The sequence below is a fragment of the SAR324 cluster bacterium genome, from assembly GCA_029245725.1.
Lineage (GTDB): Bacteria > SAR324 > SAR324 > SAR324 > NAC60-12 > JCVI-SCAAA005.
This window is the reverse complement of the sequence record JAQWOT010000226.1, coordinates 89,669-114,388: the sequence shown is the minus strand read 5'-3', so window position 1 is coordinate 114,388 and position 24,720 is coordinate 89,669. Positions and strand designations below refer to the sequence as shown.

The 24,720-nt window shown below is 47.8% G+C and carries 25 protein-coding genes and 2 pseudogenes; 17 read left to right on the top strand and 10 right to left on the bottom strand.

Translation table 11 applies throughout. The features are described from left to right. Positions 1–699: SDR family oxidoreductase (locus P8O70_12650; protein ID MDG2197707.1), on the top strand; the 699-nt coding region annotated here is incomplete at its 5' end. A gap of 949 nt (positions 700–1,648) precedes the next feature. On the opposite strand, the pseudogene P8O70_12645 reads toward P8O70_12650, so the two are convergent. Both P8O70_12645 and P8O70_12640 read right to left on the bottom strand, forming a co-directional pair. Beyond that, a pseudogene (locus tag P8O70_12645) lies at positions 1,649–2,065 on the bottom strand (transposase). Between the two features lie 86 nt (positions 2,066–2,151). Beyond that, complete coding sequence (locus P8O70_12640) at positions 2,152–2,694, bottom strand: TetR/AcrR family transcriptional regulator (protein ID MDG2197706.1); 543 nt, start codon at positions 2,692–2,694, stop codon at positions 2,152–2,154. Between P8O70_12640 and P8O70_12635 the strand changes: the two genes are divergently transcribed. The 5 genes from P8O70_12635 (at position 2,613) to P8O70_12615 (ending at position 6,547) form a co-directional block, all read left to right on the top strand. Beyond that, positions 2,613–3,074 (top strand): hypothetical protein, encoded by a 462-nt coding sequence (locus tag P8O70_12635; GenBank protein MDG2197705.1) that lies wholly within the window; start codon positions 2,613–2,615, stop codon positions 3,072–3,074. The genes P8O70_12640 and P8O70_12635 overlap by 82 nt on opposite strands. Before the next feature lie 54 nt (positions 3,075–3,128). Then, a complete protein-coding gene (locus tag P8O70_12630; protein ID MDG2197704.1) occupies positions 3,129–3,425 on the top strand; it encodes an NAD-dependent epimerase/dehydratase family protein in 297 nt (98 codons plus the stop codon). 107 nt (positions 3,426–3,532) lie between these two features. Further along, positions 3,533–3,880, top strand: coding sequence for a hypothetical protein (locus P8O70_12625; GenBank protein ID MDG2197703.1), 348 nt, complete (start codon positions 3,533–3,535; stop codon positions 3,878–3,880). Positions 3,881–3,999: 119 nt separating this feature from the next. Next, complete coding sequence (locus P8O70_12620; GenBank protein MDG2197702.1) at positions 4,000–5,331, top strand: MATE family efflux transporter; 1,332 nt, start codon at positions 4,000–4,002, stop codon at positions 5,329–5,331. A gap of 220 nt (positions 5,332–5,551) precedes the next feature. Further along, the gene (locus P8O70_12615) at positions 5,552–6,547 is read left to right on the top strand and encodes a Gfo/Idh/MocA family oxidoreductase (GenBank protein MDG2197701.1); all 996 of its coding nucleotides are present in this window, start codon (positions 5,552–5,554) and stop codon (positions 6,545–6,547) included. A gap of 172 nt (positions 6,548–6,719) precedes the next feature. Here the strand turns inward: P8O70_12615 and P8O70_12610 are convergent, their stop codons facing one another. The 5 genes from P8O70_12610 to P8O70_12590 form a co-directional block, all read right to left on the bottom strand. Then, on the bottom strand, positions 6,720–7,778 hold the full coding sequence (locus P8O70_12610; protein MDG2197700.1) for a DUF2961 domain-containing protein: 1,059 nt from the start codon (positions 7,776–7,778) through the stop codon (positions 6,720–6,722). A 65-nt stretch (positions 7,779–7,843) separates the two neighbouring features. Further along, positions 7,844–8,629, bottom strand: a complete 786-nt coding sequence (locus P8O70_12605) for a glucose 1-dehydrogenase (GenBank protein ID MDG2197699.1) — start codon at positions 8,627–8,629, stop codon at positions 7,844–7,846. 48 nt (positions 8,630–8,677) lie between these two features. Next, positions 8,678–9,853 carry a hypothetical protein gene (locus tag P8O70_12600; GenBank protein ID MDG2197698.1) on the bottom strand — a complete coding sequence of 392 codons (1,176 nt, stop codon included), beginning with the start codon at positions 9,851–9,853 and terminating at the stop codon, positions 8,678–8,680. A gap of 14 nt (positions 9,854–9,867) precedes the next feature. Then, entirely contained in the window at positions 9,868–11,013 is a 1,146-nt protein-coding gene (locus P8O70_12595; protein MDG2197697.1) for an amidohydrolase/deacetylase family metallohydrolase, read from the bottom strand. A gap of 18 nt (positions 11,014–11,031) precedes the next feature. After that, positions 11,032–12,051: a succinylglutamate desuccinylase/aspartoacylase family protein gene (locus P8O70_12590; protein ID MDG2197696.1), complete on the bottom strand. Its 1,020-nt coding sequence runs from the start codon at positions 12,049–12,051 to the stop codon at positions 11,032–11,034. Between the two features lie 400 nt (positions 12,052–12,451). On the opposite strand from P8O70_12590, the gene P8O70_12585 reads away from it, so the two are divergent. The 8 genes from P8O70_12585 to P8O70_12550 all read left to right on the top strand — a co-directional run bounded on the left by P8O70_12585 (position 12,452) and on the right by P8O70_12550 (position 19,122). Continuing rightward, entirely contained in the window at positions 12,452–13,645 is a 1,194-nt protein-coding gene (locus tag P8O70_12585; protein ID MDG2197695.1) for a mandelate racemase/muconate lactonizing enzyme family protein, read from the top strand. A 231-nt stretch (positions 13,646–13,876) separates the two neighbouring features. After that, positions 13,877–14,938, top strand: a complete 1,062-nt coding sequence (locus P8O70_12580) for a D-TA family PLP-dependent enzyme (GenBank protein MDG2197694.1) — start codon at positions 13,877–13,879, stop codon at positions 14,936–14,938. A 35-nt stretch (positions 14,939–14,973) separates the two neighbouring features. Beyond that, positions 14,974–16,230, top strand: a complete 1,257-nt coding sequence (locus P8O70_12575) for a mandelate racemase/muconate lactonizing enzyme family protein (protein ID MDG2197693.1) — start codon at positions 14,974–14,976, stop codon at positions 16,228–16,230. Between the two features lie 5 nt (positions 16,231–16,235). Continuing rightward, positions 16,236–16,994 carry a ribonuclease activity regulator RraA gene (locus P8O70_12570; GenBank protein ID MDG2197692.1) on the top strand — a complete coding sequence of 253 codons (759 nt, stop codon included), beginning with the start codon at positions 16,236–16,238 and terminating at the stop codon, positions 16,992–16,994. A gap of 1 nt (position 16,995) precedes the next feature. After that, complete coding sequence (locus P8O70_12565) at positions 16,996–17,970, top strand: mannonate dehydratase (protein ID MDG2197691.1); 975 nt, start codon at positions 16,996–16,998, stop codon at positions 17,968–17,970. Between the two features lie 88 nt (positions 17,971–18,058). Next, complete coding sequence (locus P8O70_12560) at positions 18,059–18,181, top strand: hypothetical protein (GenBank protein MDG2197690.1); 123 nt, start codon at positions 18,059–18,061, stop codon at positions 18,179–18,181. 259 nt (positions 18,182–18,440) lie between these two features. After that, positions 18,441–18,809, top strand: coding sequence for a hypothetical protein (locus P8O70_12555; GenBank protein ID MDG2197689.1), 369 nt, complete (start codon positions 18,441–18,443; stop codon positions 18,807–18,809). A gap of 100 nt (positions 18,810–18,909) precedes the next feature. After that, positions 18,910–19,122, top strand: a complete 213-nt coding sequence (locus tag P8O70_12550) for an SDR family NAD(P)-dependent oxidoreductase (GenBank protein MDG2197688.1) — start codon at positions 18,910–18,912, stop codon at positions 19,120–19,122. A gap of 28 nt (positions 19,123–19,150) precedes the next feature. On the opposite strand, the pseudogene P8O70_12545 reads toward P8O70_12550, so the two are convergent. Beyond that, positions 19,151–19,393, bottom strand: a pseudogene (locus P8O70_12545) (DUF559 domain-containing protein). A 277-nt stretch (positions 19,394–19,670) separates the two neighbouring features. Between P8O70_12545 and P8O70_12540 the strand changes: the two are divergent. The 3 genes from P8O70_12540 to P8O70_12530 are packed head-to-tail and all read left to right on the top strand — an operon-like array spanning position 19,671 to position 21,996. Continuing rightward, positions 19,671–20,663: a hydroxyacid dehydrogenase gene (locus P8O70_12540; protein MDG2197687.1), complete on the top strand. Its 993-nt coding sequence runs from the start codon at positions 19,671–19,673 to the stop codon at positions 20,661–20,663. Positions 20,664–20,709: 46 nt separating this feature from the next. Continuing rightward, positions 20,710–21,369 carry a ThuA domain-containing protein gene (locus P8O70_12535; protein ID MDG2197686.1) on the top strand — a complete coding sequence of 220 codons (660 nt, stop codon included), beginning with the start codon at positions 20,710–20,712 and terminating at the stop codon, positions 21,367–21,369. Positions 21,370–21,378: 9 nt separating this feature from the next. Beyond that, complete coding sequence (locus P8O70_12530) at positions 21,379–21,996, top strand: LysE family translocator (protein MDG2197685.1); 618 nt, start codon at positions 21,379–21,381, stop codon at positions 21,994–21,996. Positions 21,997–22,161: 165 nt separating this feature from the next. Here P8O70_12530 and P8O70_12525 read toward each other — a convergent pair whose 3' ends face one another. Next, the gene (locus P8O70_12525; GenBank protein MDG2197684.1) at positions 22,162–23,541 is read right to left on the bottom strand and encodes an enolase C-terminal domain-like protein; all 1,380 of its coding nucleotides are present in this window, start codon (positions 23,539–23,541) and stop codon (positions 22,162–22,164) included. Next, on the bottom strand, positions 23,480–24,613 hold the full coding sequence (dgoD, locus tag P8O70_12520; protein MDG2197683.1) for a galactonate dehydratase: 1,134 nt from the start codon (positions 24,611–24,613) through the stop codon (positions 23,480–23,482). Before dgoD ends, P8O70_12525 begins: the two co-directional genes overlap by 62 nt. Positions 24,614–24,720 lie beyond the last annotated feature (107 nt).

The following is a 24,720-nucleotide window of genomic DNA, read 5'->3' as shown; positions in this document are numbered from 1 at the left end:
GCCCAAAAAGCAAAAGTGAAGAAGGTTATTCTTACTTCTAGCATTGTCGCAATGATGGGCAAAGTTTTGGACAGTAATGGGGACACTGGAACTATAGATAGTAGAAGTTGGACTGATGAGAACTCAAGCAATATAAATACTTATATGAAAAGTAAAACTCTCGCTGAGAAAGCTGCATGGGAGTTTGTCAAGAATATTCCAGAAAGTGAGAAGATAGAATTAGTTGCTATTTGCCCAGGGGTTGTAATGGGACCGACTCTTACTGGAAATATAGATGGTCAATCCATGCAATTCATATATAGGATGTTAACTGGTCATTACAAAATGGCAATGATACCTCAAATTGGACTGCCTGTGTCAGATGTTAGAGATTTGGCAAAGATTCATGTCCGATCGATTACAGAAAATGCTGCAAATGGAAAGCGCCTGATACCCACAACTGAAAAAGCGTATGAATTTATGGAAATTGCTAAACTTCTTAAAGAAAATGGCTATGAAAAGGTTAGTACAATGAAAGGCCCTACTTTTATGATAAAAATCATGAGTTTATTTGATAGAGAAGTAAAAGGAATGGTACCTATTGTTGGTAAAAGTATAAATGTAGATAATGCTGAGACTAAGCAAATATTTAATTGGGAGCCTCTTCCTTTTGAAAAATCTATATTAGACTGTGCTTCTTCAATAAAACATTTGAATTAATGGGATCATGTACCAAACAAATAGCCAACAAGATATCCCCAAGTTATATAAAAACTGATTAGGAGAGGTGATACTCAAACATTCCTTCGGCCCATTTCGCCGGTCCTATCCCAAGAACAGTTTTCTCCAGATTCTTCCTAGACAGCGTGGAGGATACCTGATGGGAGGGACCCGTGAGGGCGAGTATAGGTAATGCTCTCTTTGAACAATCTGCAATTCCTCCTCTTGCTTACTCTTCACGTCAGTTAGTATTTCTCTGCCCGTTACCATTTGGACGGACTCCAATGAGTTCTCGGCTCTGAAGAGAGAATAGGATCGAGAAATACCTGCACCGCCTCGGTTACTTCATCCAGTGTCCGTCAATCTAAATAGTCATTTAAGGCAATAGCTGTGTATGGGATGTCCTACACTTGTGGCAGAGCCGGGCGTGATTCTGAAATTGGGAAGGCTCTTCAAAACAAAAAAGTCTGATCCAGCGAAGCCTACAATTTTTTGAGTCAACGGAACTGAAAGTGGTAAGTAGTACCGCATCTGGAAGATCTTTCATATGCGGGTTCATGCAACTCCACTCTTCAGTATGACAAATTCAACAAAAGTTGTGATGAAGTAAGCAAGAAGACAATCAGAGATGAGGAGTTGACCCCTAAAAGCCTCTTACTTCGGTCTTCGTTAGATTTCGAAGCCGATGCTCAAGCACCTGCTTAAATGTCACCAGAGTTGAATATATTCTATCCGTGATGATTCGATCACTCCAAACGGCTGCAGGACAGCCTTCTACTTCTTCAAGGTTTTTTTGGACGCAACTTCCCTCCCGATTTTCTGCTGAGTTGTATTGGCTCCTCTTGGGTATTCGCTATTTCATAAAGGCAGTCCCAATTGGGTTTAACTTGACCTGTCTTTTCCTTGCACAAAAAGATTAAAATTTTGTTTAATCTGATCCTTGGATAAGCTATTTCTGCAATAGTTTTTGATGAGAGTTAATTTGATTGAGGATTTCCCAATCTTTCTTAGTCCAAGAGAGCGCTGGCCGCTTTTCCTGCCAAATGTAAGTGGTCAAGCCGGCGAGCAGATGCACAAAGGCATTATTCGGACTGCGGTGCCCGTAGTGCTCGATCTGACAGATGTTCTTAAGTTGATCGTTGACCGTTTAAATCAAGGTTCTCTTCCTCAAGAGGATCTTGTCGATCAGGCTGAGCAGCCTGGGTTGCATGTTCTTGCGGAGCTTGGTGATCAGTTTGACTCCTTGAACCCGAAGGGGTTCGAAGAGTTTGTTGCAGAAGTAGCCGCGATCGCCAAAGAGCTTGCCGAAGAGGTCCTTGGCTATAGACGGGACCATCCTGCGATCGTCAACATTGCCTGGAGTGAGGCAAGCACTCTGCAGCAGTTTTTTTGGTCTCATTTATTGCTGGCTTCTAGATTGGATGATCAGAGAGGTCTTCCCGCCAAGCTAGTCTATTTCTTTAGAAACAAGGGTGAGAGAGCTATTTTAGTGAACTCCTTAATTCGATCTGAGGGTTCACCTCGAGCCTTCAGCGCAAGGGCATTGCTCAGTTGATTATCAATGTAGGCTACTGCTGTAGGGATGTTGATCTCTTTCGTAAAGTCACCACGCTGTTGACCACAAATGACAAAATGCTCCATCATTTTCATTTGCTGTTGCTGGCAGAAATGAAGCTGTGCTAAAGCTTTTGGACCTAGTTTGTCTCCCTGAACATCCCTCATTTTTACTAACATACAACCGGGTGGAATATCTTCATTCCGATCATCTAGAATCATATTCATTAGCATCCCAAAAACTTCTACACTTGACTTGTCCTCTAGGTTTAATTTGGCCAGCAGGCAATTGAACCAATCAAAATACATTTTAATCGCTAATCCTATCAATTTATCTTCACTATCAAACTCACGATAAAATGAAGTTTTTGCGATGTTGGCTTGTCTGCATATTTCGTTCAGCGAGACATTCTGAACTCCTTTCGCCCAGTAAAGGTGCATGGCAATCTCAACAACATTTTGGTGATCAACCTTTTTTGGGCGCCCTCTCAAGGGCTTTGAAAGCTTATCATTCATTTTGTACTAACTGGTTTTTTATATTGAAAGCTTTTAAGAAAGAGCTAACTTTATCAAATAAGTGCAAACCGGTACGTAATCTTATCTATAAAAGATTTCAAATGAAAAAAGTGTTGTTGACAGGCATTTCGGGGTACATCGGTTTTCACTGTGCAAGTGAGCTTCCGAAAGAAGGATTTTCAGTGAGGGGAACAATACGCAATGCAGCAAAGCGCGCAGAAGTTGGTGAAACTCTTACATCCTCATCAATGGACATTTCAAATCTCGAAATGGTTAGAGTGGATTTAACCTCTGAAACTGGGTAGTTCGATGCTACCTCTAAATATGATTATTTAATACACGTTGCTTCTCCCTTCACGATTGACAATCCCAAGTCAGAAATTGAAATGATGGAACCTGCAGTCCAAGGTACTTTGCGGGTTCTAAAAGCTTTGAATCAAGCGGACATCCAAAAAGTTGTTTTGACCAGTTCAATTGTAGCAATGATGGGAGACAAAAAGAGTGAGACTTTCACACCTGAGGACTGGACAGACGTTAATGCAAAAGATGTCAGCACATATGCTAAAAGCAAGACTTTGGCAAAAGGAAATATGTGGGATTTCGTGAAGCACCGAACGGATCAAAACAAATTTGAACTTCTTGTGCTATACGCCTAGAGGCGTTTTTGGACCTCCTCTTGTGAAGAATATTGAAGGACAGTCACTTGCAGTTCTGGCCCAAATGTTGAGCGGGAAACAGCTTTTTTTCAGATGCAGCCCTAACGATGGTTGATGTGCGTGACGTTGCCAAAATACACGTTCAAGCACTCACACACCCAGACGTAGCTAATAATCACTTCATCTTATTAGGTACTACCCTGCAAAGCTTTGCAAATAGTACTAGAATTTTGAAAAATGCCCAATACAAAGGGCCAAGCATATTAATAGCAGCAGATTTTTTGATTAGAATCATGTCAATCTTTAGCCGAGATGCAAAAGGTTTTCTAGGATTATTGGGCAGCTCAGTCTGTGCTAACAATTCGATGACATTTAAAATATTAGATTGGGATCCAATCCCATTTGAAAAATCTATATTGAAAAGTACGTCTGTTGTGAAAAAACTCCTTAATTGAATGCTAATTTTAGTCAATGAATCAACTATCTACTGAGTAATTTAGAAAATTAAATTCAATTTTTTAATTCTTGGGAAGAGTCCATGAAAGATATAATTAACTCTATTTTTTGAGATTAAATGGATTTAGGTAACGAACACATTCCAAAACTAGTTCGCCAAATCGCTATCCCCGCAAGTGTGGGTATGTTCTTCAATACCATGTATAATGTTGTGGACACTTTTTGGGCAGGTCACTTGTCTCCTGAAGCGCTTGCAGCCCTCTCTTTATCACTCATCCCATTTATTGGATTATTAGCGATTGGCATCGGATTGGGGCAAGGAGCCAGTGCACTCATCTCTAACTCACTGGGAGCCGAAGACAATGATCAAGCCAGTCGCTTGATGGCTCAAGCACTGGCATTGGCATTCGCAGTTTCTGCAGTGATCGTTGTTATTGGGCTTGTCGTTACCCCATTTTTGTACCGTGGGATGGGTGCCAGTGGTGAGTATCTTGAGCTTTCTCTGGACTACATGAACTGGCTGATTTACGGCAGTGGAACATTCATCTTTGCGTTCGTGATCAATAGCGGACTTAATGCTCAGGGGGACACAAAATCATATCGCAACGCGTTGATTTGTGGATTTTTTGCCAATGTAATGCTTGATCCATTATTTTTGTTCGGATGGGGTCCTTTTCCTGCTCTTGGACTGGAAGGAATTGCTATTTCAACAATCCTTATTGAATTTGGGGTAGTCACTTATTTATCTATAAAGTTACTCTCTTCTAAATTGGGGGGAAAATTATTTATTAGAAAATTTTTACCACACATAAAAATTATTTCTGATTTAGTGAGACAGGGATTTCCGGCAAGTTTAAACATCTTATTCATCTCCCTAAATTTTTATGTGATTTTACATTTTATTTCTGATTTTGGAAAAACTTCAGTTGCAGCTTATGGTGTATCTACGAGAATTGTTCAAGTAATGCTTTTACCATCCATTGGTTTAAATACAGCTGCGTTGTCCTTGACTGGATTTAACTTTGGTGCCAATAATCTTGAACGAGTCAATCAAACATGGAGAACTTGCTTCCACTACTCATTACTACTGACAGCTTTTGGAGGCATCCTTCTCTTCAGCTTTCCAGAATTTTTGCTGAGATTATTTACTGACAGTGAAGAGATTATCGAAGTGGGACCGACTCTGCTTCGAGTTGAGGCGGTATTACTCACGGCATACACCACCATTTTTCTAGGAACTTCCGTCTTACAGGGTCTCAAGAAGCCGATGTTTGGCATGATCCTTAGTATCTACAGGCTCATTGTTGCACCTGTCATCTTCTTTTGGGTCTTCTCTGAGATACTTGGCTATGGCTTGAATGGCATCTGGGCAGGGATCTTCCTTACAACAGTAAGTGGAGCGCTGATCACCTGGTTCTATCTTAATAGAACTTTGAAAGAATTATCCTAATTGTTGATTGATAAAGATTCAAAGTAAGTATACAGAAACATATTACATTAAATTTGAGATTTTAAATTTTTTGTATTGAAGAAATTTTAGTGTTCCCAAATCAGAATAAATTCTAAAGAAAATTTTCTATTTTTAAATTTACATCATATTTTATTTTTGAAAATTAATTTATTTCCTAATTGTATATCTCGTTCTTGAACGAATTGCACCATACAAATATATGCGCATACTAATTATTGGTGCTGGATCAGTTACTTGTTCAATGATCAAATCAGCATTAAAATTTTCTTGGTTTAAAGAGCCTTCAATAGTAGATCCAAAGAATAAAAGTATAGAACACCTAAGAGCTCATTTTCCAAATCTTATATTTCGGAAATTCACAAGTATTGATGAAGCATCATCTTCTTCATCATATGACTCTGTCTGGATTAACACTCCATCACATCTTCATTACGAGCACATATTTCATTCTCTGTCTACAACAAGTCAGATTTTAGTAGCAAAGCCACTGACAGATAGCTACAAGAAAAGTTGTGAAATTGCTTCTTTAGTCAAACTTAGAAATGTAGTACTGTCAGTGGCCCACCAAATGCGCTACCATGAACATATCCAACATATTACTCAATTAATTAGTGAAGGATTAGTTGGCAAGATTGAATCAATAATTTTCCATAACTCTAAAAATCGCCCAGAAGTTGGCAATCTAAGTGGCTTTCATCATCCTGTACTTTATGAAATGACATGTCACCATTTCGACATCATTTCTTCTTTCCTCAAAGGTTTCAAAGTATCATCAGTTTATTGTTGTGGGACAAATCCATCGTGGTCAAATTATAGATCTAATTCAGTAATTGATGCAGTAATCCAGTTTGAAAATAATATAATCTGTAATTATCATGCAGCTTATTCTTCACAATCTCCGTATTATTCTATTCGGATTGAGGGTAATAAAGGAACATTAAAATTTGATGGATTACACATGTCAGTAAATCAGGGTGCACTTTCTTTTGCACCAGTAGGTGAAGCTTTCAAAGTAATTCAAAATTACGATGATAATTCAAATTCTGATGTATGGTATGAATTCTTAAAAGATTGGTACACGAATATTGATTCACCTTTTACTTTTCATGCTGAGGCTCAGGCAAATTTAGAAATTCTAAAGGCCATTGATCTGTGTATACTTTCGAACGAGAATTTGATCACAGTTACGAACTAGGTTATCTGCTTGGAGCATAATGGAAACTATACGATAATTGATTCTAGTGCTTGTGTGTAGATGAATTCGTTGCTGTTGATTCACAAACAACCAAATTGCACCAGAAGCGCTCCTAGGAGCATAAAGTCACTTTCTCTGCCTAGGAAAGAAGACACAAGACCGCGTTCAACACTTAAATTATCTCCAGAAAATCCTTTTCTAGCATCTTACAAAATTGTTGGCTTGGTAGGGTTTGATACCAGTAGGCAACTGAGGCGATGTCATCCTGTAGCGGCAGGTAGCGACGGTCATTGCGCCAACCAAGAGCCTGTATGGTTACTCGTAGATCTTCGTCAAAACGTATGGGATCTGTGATGTGCCAGCGGTACATGCCAAAGCGAGTTTGGGAATGATACACTCCGTCGGACCGTAAAATCTGGGGCAACCCAGCATAGGCGGTGGAAAACTCCTGGTACTGTTTCGTCTCCTTGTTTTCAAAATTATAGGATCCACAAAAGTAGTCCTCAGTCCCTGTTCCACAAATGGTGGGGAACTCCTCATCTCCATCAAGAAAAAATTTGATCTCGCCTTCACCCCACCAGCCCGAGTTGTTAACTCCCCAGGCCATGTAAGTACCTACATAGCGTCCCTTTCCCTGCACACCATCCAGAATCGTGTAGTCGGTTTTGTAGGGCAACGGATTGACCCGGCGAAACTGTGCATGGAAATACCCAGCCTGTGGACTTATCTCACCGAGAGAGTAGTTGATCTGATGGTACAGTGTCATTTCCTTGTCCCCAATGTTTTCCAGCGTGATACGACAACGCTTGGCAAAAGGCATTGGCCAGTAGCAGTTGAAGGCACTCCCCGGATTCACACAAACCGCCAGTGAGGAAACCGGCGCAAACTTTCCCCAGCCACACGCAAAGAAATCTCCGACTGGACACTCCACAGCTGGATACTCCTGATCATCCCAATAAAAACGTAGGATGCTAAAGCGCCAGTTGCCCGTGGGAGTCATCCAGATCTGCTCGATCGTCCCCGGCCCGTCAATCATAGCCAACTCAAAGGTCTGCCCACTTTGGATCTTGACAGACGGAGATATTTTCCAGCCTGGGCCCAGGTCCCTCGCACAGTCCTCACCTGTACCTGTGGTGGCACGTCCACCCTGACCCTTCCCACCGGTAAAGTTCTCCGGACTGATTGATCTTGATTTTGAACTATCGAGAACACTCAGATTATTTAGATTCATAAATATCCTTCATCTGATTGAAGCTCCTCACACTCACGTCTTACATCTGCCTGGAACCGTTGCTGCTACTCTCCAGTGATGTCTTTGATCATCCGGAAATTCCCAGCGGTCAAACCACCATCGACATTCAGGGAAGCCCCGTTGATGAAGCTTGCTTCATCCGCACTGAGAAAAGCGACCGCAGCAGCGATGTCTTCAGGTCGTCCAACTCGACCAACCGGATACCATCCCTTAACCAACTCAAAAACCTCTGGTCGCAAATCCTTCCGCGATTGCCAAACCGGTGTTTCAATAGTTCCTGGCAGCACCACATTAGCACGAATGCCCTTTGGACCGTATTCAATTGCCAAAGTCTGCGTGAAAGAAATTACCCCAGCCTTGGCCGCACTGTAGGCAGGATTTCCAAAAGACTGCGCACCATTGACAGAAGAAATGTTGGTAATCACACCTTTGCCTTGGGCTTCCATATCTGGCAGGAAGAGACGGGTCAACATGTAATGTCCGGTCAGATTCAGGGCAATATCTTGGTTCCAGTTTTCCAGCGTAGTCATCGCGTAGTTCTCAGCAAAGGCCGCTCCAGCATTATTGACCAGTACGTCAATGGTACCAAAGAACAGGGTTGCTTCCTTGTGAACTTTCTCAACATCGGCTTCACTGGTTATATCAGCCTGAACGAAGAGCACCTTGGTGTTCTGTAGCTTCAGTTCTTGCTCAACTGCCTGGCCACCCTTGAGGTCCTTGTCAATCAGGATGATGTTGGCTCCCTCAGCGGCCAACCTCAGACAGATGGTGTGGCCAATCCCAGAACCTCCTCCACTGATAAGCACGTTCTTTCCTGCGTAACGCTGCATACTTTCCCTTTCTTGTCGATGGGTGAATCAATATTTCATCGAGATGAGTCAATCCAACAAGGCAAAGGCTTCCTTGGCCCAGAGTAGGTTGGGTTCTGGCAGAAAACCATAATTGTAAAAGCTGATTCCACTGGGATGAAGGGATTTGAGTTGCTCCACTGCGCTGAGCAACTGGGTCTTGCTGTCCAAATCGGGAGGAGCAGGACGCAGGACGAAGTTTAGTGGAACCTCATCGCCCACGCGGCGTCGCACATCCCAGGAGTCCATGAAGATTTCATCTGCTCCATTCTGATACGCACAGGAATCGACTCCATCAAAGAGCTCTGATAGTTTCGTCAATCCAGTTCCCTCCACCCAGCAACCCGCTGTGGGACGTTGTACTGTGGGGATCAGGTTCAGGCGTACATGCTTTGGCAACACATCTCGAACCGACTTGATCAATTCAGAAACAATCTGCTCCTGAGCTCGGAGATAGGCCATCAGATCAGGTTCCTGAATCAAGTCTGCAAGGAACCAGTGCATCGCCATCGAATCCTTCGGGTAGACTCCAGAAGCAAAGAACTGATTCAGGCGCCTTACAACCCAATTCTGCAGACTGTCAGCATTCACTCCGAAGGAAATTGACTTACGCTTAGTATCAGCCGAGAAGCAAAGCGCCAACAGGGCCTGAGCCTGAAAATCCAGTGGAACAAAACCAAACTCATGGTGATAGCCATGCCAGAAAGGTAGATAGCCTGGAGTCTCAAGGGTAATGCACTCCACACTCTCGATCGATGCAAGGTCCTGACACAGCGCCTGCACATAGTGCTGCACCTCGTCATTCGCTGGGCAGAGATTGTAGATGTAGGGATCCCCGAAAGCATTCCTTACACAAAGTTCTGGATGCTCCAATCCCTGTGGACTGTTATGGGTGCAAACGGTCCAGGCCTTGAGTTGCAAGTCCTTGTTGTATTTTGACCAGTCCCGAAAGAAATCATACTGATCCAAGACCGGATTCCTCTTAGGCTGAATGCTTCCGTAGAGTTGCCGATTCGGTTCAAAATAGACCGTCCCATCCACAGGAAAGTAGATTTTCTGCTTGGCCCGGGGACGGGTAAACTTACCAGCGTGATAGCTGGAGGCCAGGCAGACCGTATTGGCCCCAAGCCCTTGGATCTTTTCCAGTGCTGCCTGAGGGCCTTCCTCTGCCAGATCCCAAGCATAGACAAAAAAACCTTTCTCCATCCTCAACTCCTTGGTTATCCCCAGATTTTTCCTTTGACCACCATTTTTTCTGCGATCAGACGCTTGTCACCAAGCAACAGTTCCTGCTTGACGTCATAGTACTCAAAGCGTCCTTCCTCAATCCTGAGCACCGCTGCATCCCCAGGACTACCCACTTGTAAGTTACCCAGGTCTGGTCGTTGAATCACTTCAGCAGGACGAGTAGTCGAAGCCCGAATTACATCCATCAGGGGCATTCCCAGGCAGAGGAACTTGGACATGGTGACCAAGATATCAAAGGCTGGACCATCAACACTCATCAAGTGCACATCGCTGCTGATCGTATCCGGAAGGAAATCCTGCTCCAGCATCTTCCGGCTGACCTGAAAAGAGAGTGATCCTCCACCGTGGCCCAAGTCAAAGATGATCCCGCGTTCGCGCGCGCGCGCGACGGCTTCCCGAATACTGCCATTGCCATATAGAGGTGCATTGGGGAATGGTCGGAAACAGTGCGTCAGCACGTCTCCAGGGCGCAGGTAATTCAGTACGTCATCTCGGTCCGGTGGTGGGAAATCCACGTGGGTCATCAATGGCAGACCTGTCTCTTCGCCAACCTCGCGGGCAATTTGGAGTGGCGTCATGCCTGCGCTGCCGCTTGCGTAACGGCCAATCCGCACCTTGATCCCAACGATGCTATCCCGATACTTCTCAATCGCTTCCATGCACTCGTCGGTATCAAGTAAACGGATATCTTCACACTCCGGAAAGAGATTCGCTTTCTTCTTGCTGAAACCACAGATACCCGCAAAGGAGATGTTGATGAATCCCAGAATCCGAAGATCGGTGTTGTCAGCGATGAAGTGCTTGAGTCCACCAAAGTTTCCAGCCCCGGCACTGCCTGCATCGATGAAAGTCGTTGTAGCGCTGCGCCCGGCAATGTCCTCCGCGTTCACCCCGAGACCAGTGGCACCCCAGTAGACATGAGTGTGTAGATCGATCAGGCCTGGACACACGATGTAGCCTGAGACATCTTGCACCTCCTTAGCCTCAACTAGACTATTGCTATCCAGAATCGCAGAGATCTTGCCGTCTGTAAAAGCAACATCTTTCTGTGCATCCAAACCCACACTGGGGTCCACCACTCGTCCCCCTTTGAGGAGAAGATCTACTTTGCCTGTCATTCATTTTCTCGCTTGAAATTAACCTTCAAATTCCACGGCAATCACCGCACAGCAATTGCCCTTCACCACTTTTCCAATCATTCGTAGCCCGTAGAGAATCCCATCCGTTTCGTAGCACACCACTCTTGGTGGTTCGAAAGGATTGACCAGGCTGTGCACCAGTCCTGCTTCCTGACCGGCAGAGACCTGCTGCCCCAGTTCATGAAAGGGTTCAAACACACCTTCCATTGGCGCAAAGACAAAGCCCTTGGCACCGGGCAGCCTCAAAATCTTCTCCTCTACAACCGTCGATGCCTGATGATTCTCTGGTAAAATTCCAAGATGACTCATCAGGTTCTGCACTCCATGCTTGCAGGTGGAGAGTGCATCGCTGTGTACAATTCCTCCACCGGCCATCTCAGTACCAACCATGGTCAGTCCAGCTCGGACTGCTGCAGCACCGGCAGTTCTCGGATCTCCAAGATTATCGATCACGACTGTGTAAGGAGCCGCAAAGGCCTTGGCCAGCGCAATATTGCGCTCCATGTGCTCTTTATCCAGCGCCGGTTCAACAATCGCACTGGGCAGCAGATGCAGAGAACTTCCTCCAGAGTGGAGGTCTGCGTAAGCATCTGCGACAGGGAAGAGGTGATCGTTCAGATAGAAAGAGATCTGCTCAGTGATCGACCCATAAGGATCGCCGGGAAAGGTACGATTCAGGTTCAGCCCATCCAGGGGCGAAACTCGTTGTCCTGCCTGAGTCGCAGAGTTGTTCAGGGTTGGGATCAGGATCAATCTGCCTGAAATACGAACTGGATCCAGATCTCTTGCCAGCTCCGAGATGGTGACGGGACCTTCGTACTCGTCTCCGTGATTACCTCCGGTCAGGATCAGGGTAGGGCCACTACCATTTTTAATCACAGCAATCGGCACCTGCTGAACTCCCCAGGCATCATTGTTCGGTGACTGTGGGATATTGATGTGCCCAAACTGTTTGCCGTCTTTCTCCAGATCCACCGTGAGGAAGGCAGCGGAGCGACGAGCTGACTGCGTGTTCATGTGGTTCCCCAAAAATTGACAAGAATCCTAACCTTAGTTTTACTACTCATCTTCTCGAATCTGCGTACCATTTTCTTTATCCGCTGCGTTTGCAAGATTTTTGGTTCAATTTTTTACTCAATTTTATGCTGTATCAATATGATTCTTTTTTTACTGAGTTGAAGATGAATCAGACAATTGCTGAAAAATCAATAGATGGCTAATGTAAAAAAAGTACTGAATTAGTCTAGAAATGATTACAAAAATCATCCTACAGTCGAATGTATCTCAATCGTTCGGTTCACCCTTAAAAAGGGATGATCCATCCCGACGATTTTCCAGGTCTTTGCTGTTTGTTGAAGCTCATCGAAAAAATTAGTTTTAGTCGTTTTTCCAAAAGCATTCAGGGAAAGGGAACGGAATGAAAATCACAGATCTAAAGTGTGCACTGATTGGAAAAAATCCCGTTGTCCGGATTGTCACGGATGAAGGTCTTTCTGGTTATGGAGAAGCCGAGCAATACAAGCCTTATCTCAAACCATGGGTCCTACAGTTTCGGGAAGCACTGATTGGAGAAGATCCAACTGATGTTGAGTGGTGCATGCTCAAGATCCGACAACGTGGTTCATTCAAACCCTATGGTGCACCAGTCTCGATCATTGAGCATGCGCTCTGGGATATTGCTGGAAAAGCGGCAGGGGTGCCTGTCTATAAATTGCTCGGTGGCAAAGTTCGGGATCATGTCCGCACCTACAATGGTTCGATTCGCCGACCGATGGGGGAGTGGACCCCGGACGCGATGGCAGAGAACTGTCAGTGGATGAAATCCCTGCCCGAGGGCTTTGATATCGTCAAGCAGGGAATCGCCTTCCATTCACCAATGAAGAAGCTCGATCGTTTCTTCTATGGACAACCAGCACAAAGTCCCTTCCATGGACAAATGGATCAGGGGTCCTTGACGGAACGTGGACTTGCACTACTAATCGATTGCGTAGCTGCCATGAAAGAAGTGCTGGGGGATGAAGTAGGACTCGCCCTCGACTGCGGTCCCGGATGGATGCCTGCAGATGCGCTACGCTTTGCCCGAGCGGTCGAACCCTACAACCTGATGTGGGTGGAAGATATGCTCACAGGGGATTACGTTCCCTATGTGAACGCAGATGTCTATCGAGACTTGACCCACTCCACTTCCACCCCAATCCACACAGGTGAACAGATCTATCTACGCCAGAACTTCAAGGATCTGATCGAAAGACACGCTGTCAATGTCGTGGGACCCGATCCAGCAGATGTGGGTGGAATCGCTGAGTTGAAGTGGATTGCCGAATACGCCTACCTGCACGGCATCCTGATGGCACCTCACGGGACAGGCAACGGTGTCTTGGGGCTGGCAGCCCTGATTCAAGTCTGCGCCACCTTGCCCGCCAACTTCATCGCCTTTGAATACCCAACAGGACATGATCCCTGGTGGTATGAGATCGTGGAGGGCTTGCCCAATCCCATCGTAAAGAACTCGATGATTGACGTGATCGAGCGACCAGGCATGGGAGTTGACCTGATTCCAGAAGCGGCAGCGCAATATCTGGCTCCAGAAGATGCGAGCTTCTTTGACTGACCACTGAGGACCAAGTTGCTGTTTATTTTAGAAAGGGCTGTGCTTGCGAAGCTTGCAAATCCAGAGTCTTTTCTCTAGCTTCCGGATTTCAAGTCATCCATCAGAATGTAGGGTCAACGCCTCCTGTAGCTTTTTCAATGTTACTGTTCACAGGAGATCAAGAGAATACCAAGCAATCTCCGGTGCTCCCTGCCTTCGACCTGTTCCAACAACTCTCAGCCAGGATTTCCAATGCCCAACTGGAGTGATGTCGACACCCCTGCCGTGTTGATCGATCTGGAAAAAGTCTCTGCCAATCTACTGCGTGTTCAAGGTTATGCGGACGCCCACGGTCTGACACTGCGACCCCACATCAAAACCCACAAGCTCCATCGCTTCGCAAATTTGCAGGTTGAATTCGGCGCCTGTGGAATCACTTGTCAAAAGGTGGGAGAAGCCGAGAGCATGTCAGCAGGAGGAATCCAAGACATCCTGATTACCTACAATCTGGTGGGAGAAGCCAAGCTGGAGCGACTGGCCAAGCTACACGAGAGCATCCAGGTGGGCGTGGTCACTGACAATGAAACTGTAGCCCAAGGCTACGCCAACAAGTTCCAGAATCCTAAGCACCGACTGCGAGTGTTGGTTGAATGTGACACGGGTGCAGGTCGCTGCGGGGTCCAGACTCCAGAGGAAGCACTGAAGCTAGCCCGCTTCATTGCAGGACAACCCGGACTGCACTTCCTTGGCTTGATGACCTATCCCCCACGAAATCGTGTGGCCGAAGTTGATCAATGGCTGGAAGTTGCTCGCAAGCTGTTGACGGAGAATCATCTGGCCCCAGAGGTTATTTCCAGCGGAGGAACTCCCAACTACTACCAAGCTGCGGAAGTCAAGGCTGTGACCGAGCATCGGCCAGGGACTTACATCTACTGTGACCGCATGATGGCCAGCTATGGTTTCGGCACGCTGGACGACTGTGCGCTAACTGTTCTGGCAACCGTGGTCAGTCGCCCCACCGAGAATCGAGCTGTGGTCGATACTGGCTCCAAGTCCCTCGGTTCAGATCGTTGTGACGCACCAGGAATGGGTCACCTGGTGGAATATCCAGACGCGATCATCACGACCCTCAATGAAGAACACGGCACGATCGATCTTTCAGCCTGTGCAAACAAACCTGCCATTGGAGAAAAGGTTCGGATCATCCCAAACCACGTCTGTCTGGTCTCCAATCTCTTTGACCAAGTCAACCTGATTCGGCAGAATCAGTTGGAAGCCACCGTTCCCGTCAACGCACGAGGCATGGTCAGCTAAACTTCCATTCTCTTTTTCTTGTTCATCGGACACATATGAGCATCCAAACCCACTCACAGCCTTCTGAACTGAAAATTACCGACCTCCGCTTTGCCATCGTGGGTCATGACAACTGGCGTTGGCCCTTGCTGCGGATCTATACCAATCAAGGCATCACAGGACTCGGGGAGGTACGAGACGGTGCCAGTGTCCGTTACGCGCTGATGCTCAAAAGCCGCTTGCTTGGAGAAAACCCCTGCAACGTGGAGAGAGTCTTCCGCAAAATCCAGCAGTTTGGGTTTCATGGACGACAGGGAGGAGGTGTCTGTGGTGTAGAGATGGCGCTGATGGACCTGGCTGGAAAGGCCTACGGGGTACCTTCCTACATGCTCGCTGGTGGAAAGTATCGTGACCGGGTCAAGGTCTATGCCGACACTCCTTCAGAACAGGACCCGAAACAGATGGCGGTTCGCATGCAGACTCGCATCGACAGGGGTTACCAATTCCTCAAGATGGATGTGGGCATCAACCTGCTGCGTGGCATCGAAGGCACCCTGATTCAGGATCCAACTGTTGCCGCTAATCCCAACCTGATGCATCCTTTCACGGCTACACAAATTACTCAGAAAGGTATCGAACATCTGACTGAATATGCTCGGGTGATTCGTGATCAGCTTGGTAATACCATCCCAATTGCCATTGACCACTTTGGTCACATTGGACTCGACAGCTGCATTCGGCTTGGTCGTGCGCTGGATCGCTTCACCTTCGCCTGGTATGAAGACATGCTGCCATGGCAGTTCCCCAAGCAGATGAAAGCCATCAAGGACGCAGTTGAGACCCCAGTCTGTACTGGAGAAGACATCTATTTACGCCAGGAATTCAAGGCTCTGCTCGACGAAGACTGTGTCTCCTATGTTCACCCAGATCTGGCCACTTCTGGTGGTATCCTTGAGACCAAGCGCATCGGTGATCTAGCTCAGGAGTACGGGGTGCCAATGGTATTGCACCAGGCTGGCTCTCCCATCGTCGCGATGGCCAACGTCCACTGTGCCGCAGCAACCGAGAACTTCGTCGCCTTGGAAATGCACTCCGTCGATCTTCCCTGGTGGGAAGATCTGGTGACTTTTGAAGGCAAGGCTCTGGTTGAAGATGGCCACATCCAGGTTCCGGAAGCCTCAGGCCTCGGTATCGAATTAAACGAAGAAGTGGTGCAGACGCACCTCAACCCTCCCACTCCGGAACTCAGCGGCTTCTTTGAATCAACTGACAGCTGGAATGTTCTGGACTCCCACGACCGACTTTGGAGCTAAATCTTATGGAAACCCAAGTCCACCCAGTCCGATTTCAACGACCTGAACGTGCCAAGATCGAACAACTCAAGGAGATCGGTAGCGCGACGCTCAGTGCTGAACTCAAACATAAAGCAGGCATCCGCAATTCCCACATTGTCGGACCCGTGACCCAAGAGAAAGGACGAGTCATTGGAGGTTCGGCGATTACACTCCAGTTCATGCCCATTCGCGAAGACTACTACGATGACAAATCAGAATATCAGGAAGTAGAAAAACAACTTCACCGACACGCTCTCTACCTTGCAGAAGCCGGAGATGTGGTGGTGGTTGATGCCCGTGAAGATATGCAGAGCGGGGTCTTTGGCGAGATGATGCTGACCTATCTCCAAGGCAAGGGAGGAGAAGGTATCGTTGTCGATGGAGTGATTCGTGACTCCCAACCGGCACTGGAGACCGGACTGGGCATGTGGGTTCGTGGCTTTACGCCCAACTATCATATTCAGACCGGCATCTTTCCCTTCTCGGTCAACTGTCCGATTGCCTGTGGAGGTCGACTGGTTTTCCCAGGAGATATCATTATTGCGGATGACGATGGTGTTGCTGTTGTCCCCCTACAACTTGTTGATGACATCATTGCTCATGCAGGTACGCACAAGGATTGGGAGGTCTTCTCCAAGCTGAGACTCTCTGAGGGTGGAGATCTCCGTAAGTACTATCCGCTGACCGAAGAAGCCCAGCAGGAATTCGAAGAGTGGAAAAAAACTCATAAAAGTGGAGTTTGAAATGATCAGAATTGCCGAATTTTTTCAGCCCGACCAGGAGAGCCTGATCCAGCTTGTCAAGCAGTGTGGGGTGACTGATGTCGTGGGATCAATGGACTGGAGCGAAGGGCTGGAGGTGCCGAAGGAGCAACTGCCTTGGAGTCTGGATAAGCTAGCTGCCCAGAAGAAACGCTACGAGGAGACTGGATTCTATCTAGCCGCCCTGGAAAACCGACCACCAATGGAGAAGGTCAAGCTCGGCATTGAAGGACGAGACCAGGAGATTGAGCAGGTGATCGAGTTGATCGGCAACATGGGGAAACTGGAGATTCCTGTCTGGTGCTACGAGTGGATGCCGATCTTCAACTGGATTCGTACTACCACCAACCTACCCTCACGGGGAGGGGCGCTGGTGACCAAGTTTCGGCTAGCGGATGTTACAGATCCCTACGAGAACGAATATGGCCTCACTGAAGAGAAGCTCTGGGACAACCTAAAGTACTTCCTGAATGCCGTGGTTCCCGAAGCTGAGTCTGCTGGAGTCAAGCTTGCCATGCACCCGGACGACCCTCCAATTCCTTTGGTCAAGGGAACCCCCCGGATCATGTACAGTATCGACAACTTCCAGCGACTGCTGGACCTGCATCCCAGTGAGATGAGTGGTATCGCCCTATGTCAGGGCAACTTCACACTAATGACAGATGATCTACCCGGAGTGATCCGTAAATTTGGCAAGCAGCAGAAGATCTTCTTTGTGCACTTCCGAGATGTACAGGGACAAGCCACGGATTTTGTTGAGACCTTCCACGATGACGGCAAGACCGATATGGTTGCTTGTATGCAGGCTTACAAGGAAGTGGGCTACGATGGCATCTGTCGTCCCGACCACGTTCCCACGATGGGGGAAGACAGCAACCAACATTTTGGTTACTCTGAAATCGGTAGGCTTTTCGCGATCGGCTATCTCAAGGGCCTCCGGCAAGCAGTCTATGCATGAGCCAACTCAATCTAGCAATTCTCTGTCAATTGACTTACAGATAGATTTTTTTAAGAGACTACTGATTAAACAGATAGAGAGACTACCTATGAAATTTGCAGTTTATACGAAGTGGTATTGGAAAAATGGTGTTCTGATTCCTGCAGAATTTCAGGCAAACATGAATAAGGCTGTTAGTGGAGACACCGCTGCTGAAGACGTCATCTGGTAGAAAATCGATGAGAACCATCATCAATCTCTCATCATCTATCCTTCAGAGAAAATTGCAGAGGAAGAGCTGACCAAAAGACAATTGAAGTGAGAAAAAGCAACGCTGATAATAATATAGTATTGGTTGAAGAGTTTATGGGACCAATCATGTCAAGGTTAACAGAACTCTAACTTTCACTTCTGTTCTTCCTGTTAAAAACACTGTCCAATAGTACGATCTCACCTCCATATTGCTCAAACATTTTAGAGAAAACATTTGAATGAACTTAATGATCAGAATTTGTTGTTGGTCTGCTCTTCTGTTTCTATTTTACGGATGCACCACCACCAGACCCACAGTTCAAGCAATTCAAATCAACGAGTGTTCTTCCCCAAGCTTCATGAAGGAATGGAACTGCATCAAATCCAAGGTAGAATCGATCTATAATGATAATGACACCCGAACAGAAAAATATATTTCAGAGTATGTGTTCGTTGGAGATAAGCTTGTAGACTCTGTAAAGAGTGGAGAGATCAATGATCAGGAAGCGAGCATTCGGCTACTTGAATTCGCTAATGACCAAGACAAACAGTTCCAGCAAAAAGAACCAAAATTCCACTTTGGAATTGGGATCATGAGGAGTTTCTGAAGACAGTTGGCTACAGAGACGACTTCTTTGGTTCGGCCAACCAGCAATTTAATGGTCATGAGCCAAATCATATTTACTTATCTACGACGACACAGGGCTAATGAGACTGGCAGACAAGAGCATTCTAATTACAGGAGCGACAGGAAGCATCGGTAAAGAAACCGCAAAGTTGTTCAAGAAGAATGGAGCAAAACTGGCGCTGTTGGGAAGAGATAAAAAGAAGCTAGATGAACTTCAGGCTGAATTGGGGGTTGATGAAAACACCATCTATCTTGAATACGAAGCCAGTCTTGATTCCAAAAGCGCAACATGAGGATTCCCTGCTGATTCAGAAATTCTGTACGCTGTTGATCATAGGATTCCTGTTCAATGTGTTGCCTGCCATCCATTTCAATCGCCAACTTGGCTGCATGACAATAGAAATCCAGCACATACGGTGGCATTGGATGTTATCGGGGGAATTTGACTCATTGGAGTCGTCGGTCTCTCAGGACACTCCAGATTTTCTGTTCTGCTTCGGTTTGTTCACTTCGTAGCTGACGTGCGAACTCTTTCGTTGTTTTAGGCGATTTTGTTTGATTCATCTTTGCTATTTCAGTTGTCATTGGAGGCCCCTCACCCACCACTTGCGTGGTCACTCCTCTCCCAACTGGGCGAGGGTTCTTAGATTTTTTACAAACCAAAGCCGCTTGCAACTGGGTGAGAGTTTTCCAGAGAATGAAGCTCTTTCTTTCTCCATCAGGAAGAAGATCACCAACAAGCTAGGTCAGACACCTCTTCAAAGAGTATCACTCTGGTAATTCCCTACCATAGTTTGCCCCTTTATTCCTGCTTGGAACCTGAGATTGAGGTCTGGATGTGATGACAAAAGCAGCATTTTTCAGTAATCAACCAGCATCCCTCGACATGGTCTACGGAAATGGGCGCAAAGATCGTTTGGCTGAGTTCTGTGATCTGTACCCTGTGATTATCTCTGCTGAAAAATTTGACGCCCATGTGCAAAATCTCCACTCAATCGAGGTGATCTTCTCCACCTGGGGCATGCCTACGCTGAAGGCAAAACAGCTTGCCAAACTACCTTCACTCAAAGCGGTGTTCTATGCAGCTGGTTCCGTAAAGTTCTTTGCAGAACCTTTTTTGAGAAAACAGGTACTTGTGATCAGTGCTTGGGCTGCCAACGCCATTCCTGTTGCTGAGTTCACAGTTTCACAGATCCTACTGGCGACCAAGGGCTATTTTCGAAACATTCGTGACTGCACCACGCCGCAAGGACGTAAAAATCCCTTCGTTGGAGTTGGGAACTACGGGACAACTATCGCCTTACTCGGGGCCGGGATGATCGGTCGAAAAGTGATTGAACGGCTGGCACCCTTTCACTTGAACGTGCTAGTATCCGACCCATTTCTTTCGGTGGAAGATGCTGCAAAGTTGGGTATTGAGAAAGTGACCCTAGAGGAGGCGTTTGCACGTGGGCATGTCGTCTCAAACCATCTGGCAAATGTGCCCGAAACGAAGGGACTACTCCGTGCCCTTCATTTTCAAGCCTTGCCCGAAAATGGGGTCTTTCTCAACACGGGCAGAGGGGCAACCGTTATAGAATCCGACCTTGTGACCGTGCTGGAGCAGCGACCAGACTTGACTGCGCTGCTGGATGTCACCGATCCAGAGCCACCACTTGCGGACTCTGCTTTTTACAGACTACCGAATGTGTTCTTGAGCAGCCATATCGCTGGGTCGATTGGTGGGGAAGTGAACAGGATGGCGGACACGGTGATCGAGGAGTTTCTGGCCTGGCAGAATGGGAAGCCCTTGCGCTATGAAGCGACGCTCGGGATGCTGGCGTCCATGGCTTGATTCAACGTATTTTTTTTGATGGCAATGGCCACTACTTGGAGTAGCGATGATTCTTTTTGCAGCAGACAATCACTACGGCACCCACACAGGAAAAAGCCTCTTCGAGTGCCTACGTCCGCACCATGAGATCCATTTTCATGAAGACGACTGGCGTTGTTTGATGGAGGAGAATCTAGTGGAAAACTACGATTTGTTGATGTTCCACCTGATTGGAGGCACCTGTGACATTCTGGCTCCCGGTCCTGTAGCTGAGCAGCACGTGAAGGAGTACTTACAGGTGGGCAAGCCCATGTTTCTGCTGCATGGTTCTAGTGCTGCCTTCTGGCATTGTGCGTGGTGGCGCTCGCTTGTTGGCTTTCGTTGGGTGCGTAAAGATGATCCCGATGGGTTTGCTCCGAGCTCGCACCCAATCCGTCCCTACTTGGTTGAAGTAGCCAAAAGCCGGCATCCTTTGTGTCAACACTTACAAGACGTCGCACAACCTTCCGACGAGATATATATCAACCTGGAGCAAAGCTGTCCAGCGACTACCTTGATGACAACCACGATAGAGGAAGGAACCTTTCCCATGGCCTACGAGACGATCACGCCGTGGGGTGGAAAGATCGTCTCCTACCTCCCAGGCCACGCCCCCGAAGCTGTTCGGCACCCTGGCAACGTCACCAACTGCCGAAGCATTATCGAGTATCTGATCACTCCCACCTAGGATCACACATTGTTTGACTCGCAGGTACTCACCTTCACCTTGGTGGTCACAGTGTTGGCCTTTACCCCCGGGGCTGACACCATGCTGGTAGTCAAGAATGGCATTCGGTCCGGTAGTCCCGCAGGCTGGGCCACCACCTTTGGGGTCCTGGGAGGCACTCTGCTGCATGCGTTGATCTCGGCCCTCGGACTTTCAATTGTTCTGGCACAGTCAGCAACTCTCTTTCAATTCATCAAGCTGCTCGGGGCTCTTTACTTGGTCTGGTTAGGTCTGCAGGCACTCCGCCAGCTTCCCGAACCACGGACCGATGAGAAGCTGACAAAACTGGCAATCTTGGCTGCTTTCAAAGAGGGACTGATCACCAATCTACTGAATCCCAAGGTGGCTATTTTCTATCTCGCCTTCCTACCACAGTTTATCTCTCCTGATGATCCTGTGGTGGCCAAATCCCTGTTGCTCGCAGGAATTCACAATCTACTCAGCCTAATCTGGCTCGGTGGGTTGGTCGTGGTGATTGGTCAGGGCAAGCGCTGGATCGAAAAGTGGGATGCACAAATCTGGCTATCCCGAATCTCGGGAGTGATGTTGATTGGTCTTGGGGTGCGGTTAGCGTTGGAAGAGAGATAGGGTTGGGCAGTAATTACGCTAGATGGCAACTAGTTCCTGACATAGAGATCCTGCAAAGCTAAACATGAAAGGGCTGCAACACTGATGTTAGAAAGTGATAAATGGTAGAATTCAGTGCAATAGCCCCAAACATTTTGAACAAAGGGTGGGGCTAATTTGCTTCAACTACGGCTTCACTACTGAACCATCTGCACGCCGGACAGTGTCCCAGGCTCCACCAAACTCGTACTCGTTGTAAGGGAACTTCGCTGCCAGTTTCTCGTTGATGTCAATCCCCAGGCCCGGCTTACCGTTGGGCCACATCATCCCTTCCCGCACCTCGGGACATCCCGGAAAGACCTCCTGGGTCCGCTCACCAAAGATCGCATATTCCTGAATGCCAAAGTTGGAGCAGTTGAGATCCAGCGCCAGGTTGGCCGCATGACCAATCGGTGAGGTGTCACCAGGTCCATGCCAAGCCGTACGCACAGAGAATAGTTCACCCATCGCAGCAAGCTTGCGGCAGGGTGTGATTCCGCCCATATCAGAGATGTGAATCCGGATGAAGTCCAGCAGCCGATCCTTGATCATCGGGATGATCTCGTGAGGAGAGGAGTAGAGTTCGCCCATCGCGATCGGCGTGGCACACTGGGCCCGCACCATTCGGAAGTATTCGTTGTCTTCGGGACTGAAGAGATCCTCGAGGAAGAATAGCTGGAAGTGTTCAACTTCCTTGGCGAACCAAACACCGAGGATCGGAGGAATCCGCTCATGCACATCATGCAGGATCTCCACGCCATAGCCGAAACGATCACGGATGTATTCAAACAAGTTCAAAGCCGAGCGCAGGTAGGGCTTGGGCTCAAATACACCTCCCGGATGAGCGTAGCGTTTGGCGGGATCATACTCTCGCAAGCGGGTTGTGATTGGGATCGGCCCCTGGCTGATATCCCGATTGGAACTGGTGTCCGTGCCACTTTTCGCTGACTTATTGCCATAGGTTGAGTAGCCTGGAGTGGAGACCTGCACTCGGATGTGGTGAAAGCCGCGCTCCATGAATGCCTGCATTTTGTCACCAACCTCCTCAGCAGAGCTTCCTGAAGCGTGGACATAGACTGCCGCCGCTTCTCGCGCCTTTCCACCCAGCAGATCGTACAAGGGCATATTGGCCATCTTGCCCTTGATGTCCCACAAGGCTTGATCCACCCCACTCAGCGCATTATTCAACACTGGTCCGTTACGCCAATAGGACGAGACGTAGGAGGATTGCCAGATGTCCTCGATATCCACGACAGAGCGTCCAATCAGGAAGGGACGCAGGTAGTCTGTGATCGCCTTGACCACCGGCAGTGGTCGTTGGGTGAAGGTCGCACAGCCAACCCCATAGAGTCCATCCTGATCGGTAAGAATTTTAACCACCACCAGTCGAATGCCATCGGGCTCGGTCATGATGACCCGAATGTCCTTGATCTTCGGAGAGTTCATAGTTTCCTGTTCGTTGTCTTTACCACTCAGCCACGGAGCCATCGCGTTGGTCGATGACCCGTGGAGTTTCCCAATTTCCATCGTATTCCAGCGCCCGCACCTTCTCTTCATCCAACTCGAACCCTAACCCGGGCTCGGTTGGCAGATCGATGTAGCCGTTCTGCATCTCGAAAGGCTTGACGAGGTAACCATCCCCTAGGGTCACCTGTTCCTGGGCCACCGCGTTCAAGGTACAGGCATCCAGTTGCAGGCAGGCCGCCAGCGAGATCGGCCCCAGTGGGTTGTGGGGAGCCACGGCTAGGTCACTGGCTTCGGCCATTGCTGAGATCTTCTTGACCTCCATGATGCCCCCTGCATGGCAGAGATCCGGTTGCAGGATATCGACCGCTCTTTGTTCAATCAGGTCTCGGAAGCCCCACTTGGTGAAGATACGTTCTCCAGTGGCCAACGGAACCGTCGTTGAGTTTTTCAACTCCACCAGCGCTGCCGTGTTGCCGGGCAGACAGGGTTCCTCCACAAAGTAGGGATAGAGCGGCTCCAACTCCTTGATCAGGCGCTTGGACATCGTTGGTGAGAAGCGTCCATGGAAATCCAGTGCAAGGTCCACCTCTGGGCCCACCTCCGCACGTAGCGCAGCAAAGCGCTCCACACAATTCCGCAGGAACTGTTGGTTCTCGACGAAGGCGACGGGCGCTTCAAAACCTGTCTTCAGGAAGTTGAAGCCCATGTCAACCAGGTCACGGGCTCGCTTGCAGAGTTGTTCCTTGTCTGCTCCGTGAGCATGGGCGTAGATCCGAATCCGCTCTCGAACTGATCCACCCAAAAGTTGATACACCGGCACACCCAACGACTTACCGAGGATGTCCCACATCGCCTGTTCAATCCCCGAGAGTGCGCTCGTCAGAATTGGCCCTCCCCGATAGAAGCTCCCCTTGTAGAGAGCCTGCCAGTGGTGCTCGATCTGTCGAGGATCCTTGCCCAGCAGATAGTTCTCCATTGCCCGTACCGCCCCTGCAACTGCATGGGTCTGGCCTTCAAGGATAGGTTCACCATAACCAACAAGGTCCTGGTTGGTGTGCATCTTCAGGAACATGAAGCGGGGCTTGACCATCAGGAGCTCAAGGCGTGTGATTTTGAGGTCTTTGTATGCCATGGGAGTTTTGTTGTTAAGACTTGAGATGAGCCTGTCTGATTTCAGCGCAGGCAGATGGGAGGTCACCGAGGAAAGCGATCCGTCCATCTTTCAGATGTGTAATCGCA